At 46.0% G+C, this 5,557-nt stretch carries 3 protein-coding genes; 2 read left to right on the top strand and 1 reads right to left on the bottom strand.

Translation table 11 applies throughout. From position 1 onward, the window contains the following. The first annotated feature begins 463 nt into the window (after window positions 1–463). The gene (locus QZ938_RS29840) at window positions 464–919 is read left to right on the top strand and encodes a KGK domain-containing protein (RefSeq protein WP_293355422.1); all 456 of its coding nucleotides are present in this window, start codon (window positions 464–466) and stop codon (window positions 917–919) included. Next, entirely contained in the window at window positions 916–1,161 is a 246-nt protein-coding gene (locus tag QZ938_RS29835; RefSeq protein WP_293355419.1) for an HNH endonuclease, read from the top strand. Before QZ938_RS29840 ends, QZ938_RS29835 begins: the two co-directional genes overlap by 4 nt. A 437-nt stretch (window positions 1,162–1,598) precedes the next feature. Here QZ938_RS29835 and QZ938_RS29830 read toward each other — a convergent pair whose 3' ends face one another. After that, on the bottom strand, window positions 1,599–5,411 hold the full coding sequence (locus tag QZ938_RS29830; protein WP_293355416.1) for a glycoside hydrolase family 2 protein: 3,813 nt from the start codon (window positions 5,409–5,411) through the stop codon (window positions 1,599–1,601). Window positions 5,412–5,557: the final 146 nt, after the last annotated feature.

Here is a 5,557-nt window from a genome sequence, read left to right as displayed (position 1 = left end):
ATCAATTACGGCGATTGGAAATCGCGGCTACACAGACAAAACCCGCCTCCGCGGGTTGAAGACATTCTTAATTTTTAGTCCGCGGAGGCGGACATCGTTTGTATAGCCGCGAATTCTATTCGCCGGGATTCTTGCTAAAAGAGCATCAATTACGGCGATTGGAAATCGCGGCTACACAGACAAAACCCGCCTCCGCGGGTTGAAGACATTCTTAATTTTTAGTCCGCGGAGGCGGACATCGTTTGTATAGCCGCGAATTCTATTCGCCGGGATTCTTGCTAAAAGAGCATCAATTACGGCGATTGGAAATCGCGGCTACACAGACAAAACCCGCCTCCGCGGGTTGAAGACATTCTTAATTTTTAGTCCGCGGAGGCGGACATCGTTTGTATAGCCGCGAATTCTATTCGCCGGGATTCTTGCAAAAAATGAGGCGATACCTGATAATTGTTAATAGAGTATTTTGAAAAAATCAACACTCAATATGCAAAAACATATTTTTCTAGAAAATTACGGAAATGATGATGTTTGTTCCTTTGGTTCTACAATGTTCAAAGTAGGTACGCTTACCCACGTAATGCAATCAGCAACTAATTGTCACTTAGAAAATGCACTTACGGAGTTATTCACAACTCAAGGATTAGCAATAAATACCCGTAAATATAATTCACAGCTTAACTGTTACGAAGAACAAAAATGGTTTGGTGATGGTATAGACTGTGAAATCTTAAAAATTGGGGCTAAAGGTTGGCAAAAAGGTAAAGTTAAAATCAGAGTCATTGTAGAGTTTTGCCCAGACGAACCAGAAGTTGAAGAAACACCAGAAAACAACGAGTCAGAAACTAGCAAACCAGAATCCCCTCTCGATGATTTGCGCCGCCAACTACTAAACCATGAAAATCAACCGAACAATTCATGACTAAAACCCCTAGAATCCCCATTCCCCTAGAAGTCAGAAAATACGTATTCACTCGCAACAAATACCAGTGCCAAAGCTGCGGGCAAACCAAACAAGAAACCCAACTGTCGATCGATCATATCATCCCCCTAGCCCGCGGCGGCAGCAACGACATCAGCAACCTGCAAACCCTCTGTCTCGCCTGCAACCAACGGAAAACCGACAAACTAGACCCCCGATTCCGGCGACACTTTGACTTATAATATTAGTTTTATCGAGATAGAAATGACTGTTTGTAGTGCGGACTTCAGTCCGTTCTGAGAAATTTTGACCCAATGCGGACTAAAGTCCTCACTACAAACCTCTATTATCTGTTTGTAGTGCGGACTTCAGTCCGTTCTGAGAAATTTTGACCCAATGCGGACTAAAGTCCTCACTACAAACCTCTATTATCTGTTTGCAGTCCGGACTTCAGTCCGTTCTGAGAAATTTTGACCCAATGCGGACTAAAGTCCTCGCTACAAACCTCTATTATCTGTTTGTAGTGCGGACTTCAGTCCGTTCTGAGAAATTTTGACCCAATGCGGACTAAAGTCCTCACTACAAACCTCTATTATTTGTTTGTAGTGCGGAATTCAGTCCGTTCCAAGAAATTTTGACCCTATGCGGACTAAAGTCCTCACTACAAACCTTATAAATTCTACCATCTATAATACCGATAAGGATCGTCGCCATTCTCAAAATCTGTCTTATAATCCGGGTGATAAAACTCCTGACTCGAACCGTTAAACACAGCGCCATCAGCCTTAAAACTCGCCCCTAAATTAGCCAAAATCTGAGCATTTGCCCGAGTTTGCCGCCAGCGAGTAAAACGCAAATAAGTCTTAGCATCAGCATTCAAACTATCGGGGTCAATTTGAGAGAAAATCGCCACGCCCTTACCTACAGCAACCCGGCTTAACAAACCGTCAGCACCGATTTCTCCCCCAGACTTAATCAACCAAGTATCATAAAAAGAGCGCGATCGCAAATCCGAACCGCTAAGCCCCTTCATCTCATCCCAAACTGGCACCGCCAGCGAACCTCCGAAATCCTTCGCCTGCTGCAAACCCACGCCCAAACCCGCAACAGGTACTTGACGCGGCAAGAAAAACGCATTCCCGCCACCATTCAAATAAGCACGCAAATCTGCATCTTTCAGATTCGCTTCGGCACCCACAATCGCCAAACCAACATCCTGAGAAAGCGCATTAGCCCGCTGATAAATTACCCCCAAACTGTCCAACTTCTTGGCATCTTTGTCTCCCCCAATTAAAACCACTTTATCCGGCTTTCCAAGCATTGGAGAATTCGTCCCGTAACTCACAAGTTGCTGGACTAATTGCGCCGCCCCACCATCTACAGAATAATGGTCTTCCACATCCAACTCGTTTAAAATTAGCCGCCCTTTTCCATAATCCAATTCCATCAGCGGGGAATAAGCTAAATCAAACTCAGATTCCAAAATTGGTCGCCAACCGCTGCGGTGCGGCTTCTCAATTGAAGCGCTGCTGACTGCGCCGCGATTTCCCCAATGCCAGCCGTACCAAGGCATATTTGCTGGACTCAATCTTGACCCAGTTTGAGTTGTATCTGGATAAGCTTCAAGCAGCGTACTTTCCCCCATCCAATCCCGCATATCTTCACCGTCTAAACCGATAATTGCTGGATGATTGCTGTCAACTGGATAGGCGCGGCGGCTGACGTGTTCGGCAACTCTCAAACCCATGTTTTTCAGCCATTCCCGGCGCTGAGAAAATACTATTGCTTTGCCACCGTTTCGCACGAAAGTTTCTACATTTCCTGGGAAATTTTGCCCGCTAGAAAAGGCTTCCCGACCGATAATTAATAGCGATAAAACTTGCGAACCATTCCAGGGTACCAGACTATAACCTAACTGCTTTAACATTGCCGATGTTTTGCCAACTGGATCGAAGATTGTCAGCGTATCCTTGATTTTGGCTTGATTGGCAAACACCCGGAAAGGAAATGTATCAGAATGCGGCCGATCGCCAATTCGTGCAGTTAAACGAATTTCGCCGTCAGCTTTGCTAGAAATTGTATTTGGCAATTTCACGTCAATTGGGAAAAATAGCGTGCCTGCTGTGTCAATTTTCCCCTTCTTCTCCCCAGTTGCTACCTCTTCTCCCCCGACCATAACTCGCCAATTTACTGCAAAATCCTGCTGCGCTCTCGTATCGTTAATTAATACTATTTGCTTAGCCAATTTGCTGCCTGCAAAAAAGCTGCGATCTTTGGCAGCAAAAGCCTGATTAGCACCAGCAATCCAAGCTAAAGTAGGGCCGTTATTATTCATAATTGCCTCCCCTGCCGGATAAATTTTGTAAGCTTCTGGTTGCAAATGATGCATCAGATTGTTGGACACTTGCTTCAAATAAACACCTCGGCGACCCGATTGAAATCCTCCCAGATCTACCTTGGTTCTGCCAGCATCCGAAACATCCCAACCGTGTCCTTGCTGCCAAGGAATCATGCCCCCAGACATTCCAAAAGTCCGCCAAGTCCGCCAAGTATTCGTACTGAATAAATACTGCAACTTTTGAAAAGCAGGTGCAAAATCTAAATCCTTGCTCATGTGCCAGCTTTTATACTGCATATCCTTGACAAATTGCTCGCGAATTTTACGTTTATAAGTGGGAGTTTCTAAGTCGTAAGCTTGTTTGCCAAAGTAAATTGCTGCAAATTCAGTCATCCAAGGTTCGCTAACAATCACCTTATCAAAACCTTGGCGGTTCCGCATCATGGTCGCGTGCAGAGGCGTGCCAAATTCTACCACCATGTAGGGCATCTCTCCGGTTTTGCTCCACTCGGAAATCCATTCTTCCCTTTCTTGCAACGGCATCACATTTAAATAAGAATTTAGCGAATAAACATCGCCAAAAGTGCCACCTTGATGTACCATTACAGGTCTGGTTGGGTCTACAGATTTCATGGCAGCAAAAGCTTCATTTCCCAGGGGGGTTTTTGCCCGCAAACGCTGGTCTTCCACGGGGCCGATTGTTCCTTCTACTGTTTTCTTGCCGATGCGGCGGGGATTTTGGTCGTCACCGTTGCCGAAATAATTAGGACTTGTCGCCCACATTAATACTGAGGGATGATTGCGGTAGCGGCGCATTTCTGCTGTCATTCGCCCTTTCCAGCGATCGATAATTTGGCGGTTATTCCACTGTTCGCTCCAAGCTATGGGAGTAATATCTAATGCGGGAGCCATAATTGGAAAACCTTTGAGGTCTGCGCGTTCGGAAAATAGTTCTCGGAAGTGCCATCTACCCCGTTCGTCGTGATTCCAAGGCCAGATTTCTGCTATATTGAAACCAGCTTTTACATAGGCGTCTATTAAACTGTCTGAAACTTCTACTGTGCCACCTTCCCAAGTATCGGAATGCAAGGCTGGACGCAGGCGAAACTCGGTGCCATTTAACAAAAATTTGCGCCCTTCTACCCAAAATTCCCGGAATCCGAAGGGTTGGTGATATTGCGTTTTTACGCCGCTGCCTGTTACTTCTAGTTGCAGGGTGTAAAGGTTGGGTTTGCCGGCATCCCAAAGGCGGGGACTTGGCCAATCCCATTGGACTTTTACGGTTTGAATTGGTTTGGCTTGAACGGTTGCAGTGCCTGTAAATTTTTGTTCGACTTTGCCTTTTTCGTCGAGCATTTGCGCTACAAGCTGAACTTGACCGTTTTGGGTAATGTCTTTGAGTTCTACATCTAATTTAATTTGCTTTTTTCTGGTGGAAGTTTGGACGTAGACATCGCTAACTAGCGGGCCTTGTGGAACGCTAAGAACCCTGACTTCGCCGATGATTCCCCGCGATTGCAAGTTGGATTTTGTGGTGTATATTTCTGTGGGACTCATAATCACGGCTTTGTCTTTTTCGTCGGAGACTGCCGCGACTAAAATAGATATGGTATTTTGACCTGGTTTGGCTACTTTGGTAATTTCAATATTGCCGTAGGGCCATTCGATTTGACCGCAGTTAATGCCGTTGACAAAGATAATTGCATCGGTGCTGACTCTGGCTAAGTCGATAAAAATGCGGCGGTTTTTCCAGTCGCCGGGAATGTCTATTTTTTTCTGATACCAAGCTTTTGATAGTTGTTTGCTGTTGAAGTTTTCCCAGTCTTTGCCGGTGCCGCGAGTGATGATTCCGGGTATGAATTCGTTTTTTTCTTCTTGCCAGTCTCCGGGTACTTGGATGGAACCCCAATTGGGGGAGGCGGGGGGACTTTGGGGGTTGCCTGTGGCGGGGACAAATTGCCAGGTGCCGTTGAGATAGATTTGGTTGCGCTGGTTGTCGATCGCGCTGGCGGTAGCTGGGGTAAGATTGGGAAAGCCGATCAACATTACTGAGTTGCTGACCGAGTTGGGATTTTGCACCGCGTAACCGATGAATCCGAAGACGATGGCGGCTGCGAAAAATAATCCGATAATTTTTGCCAGCTTGTGATTCATCGTAAGTTCCTCCCAGAAATCAACTTATCCAGTTTGTCTCTTCATTTATCATAAGCTGCTGCGCGCATCAATTGCTTGGTTTCGAGGATTGCAGAAAGGGGAGAGTGGGAGAGGGGGAGAGGGGGAGAGGGGGAGAATGGGAGAAA

It is taken from the genome of Microcoleus sp. CAWBG27 (assembly GCF_020883145.1).
Classification (GTDB): Bacteria; Cyanobacteriota; Cyanobacteriia; order Cyanobacteriales; family Microcoleaceae; genus Microcoleus.
Note: the sequence above shows the minus strand (reverse complement) of the source record. Positions and strands in the feature narration are given on the sequence as shown.

Excerpts from the sequence above, each read along its gene's own strand:
- QZ938_RS29835 (WP_293355419.1), top strand. The coding sequence starts at position 916 with ATGACTAAAACCCCTAGAATCCCCATTCCCCTAGAAGTCAGAAAATAC.
- QZ938_RS29830 (WP_293355416.1), bottom strand. The coding sequence starts at position 5,411 with ATGAATCACAAGCTGGCAAAAATTATCGGATTATTTTTCGCAGCCGCC.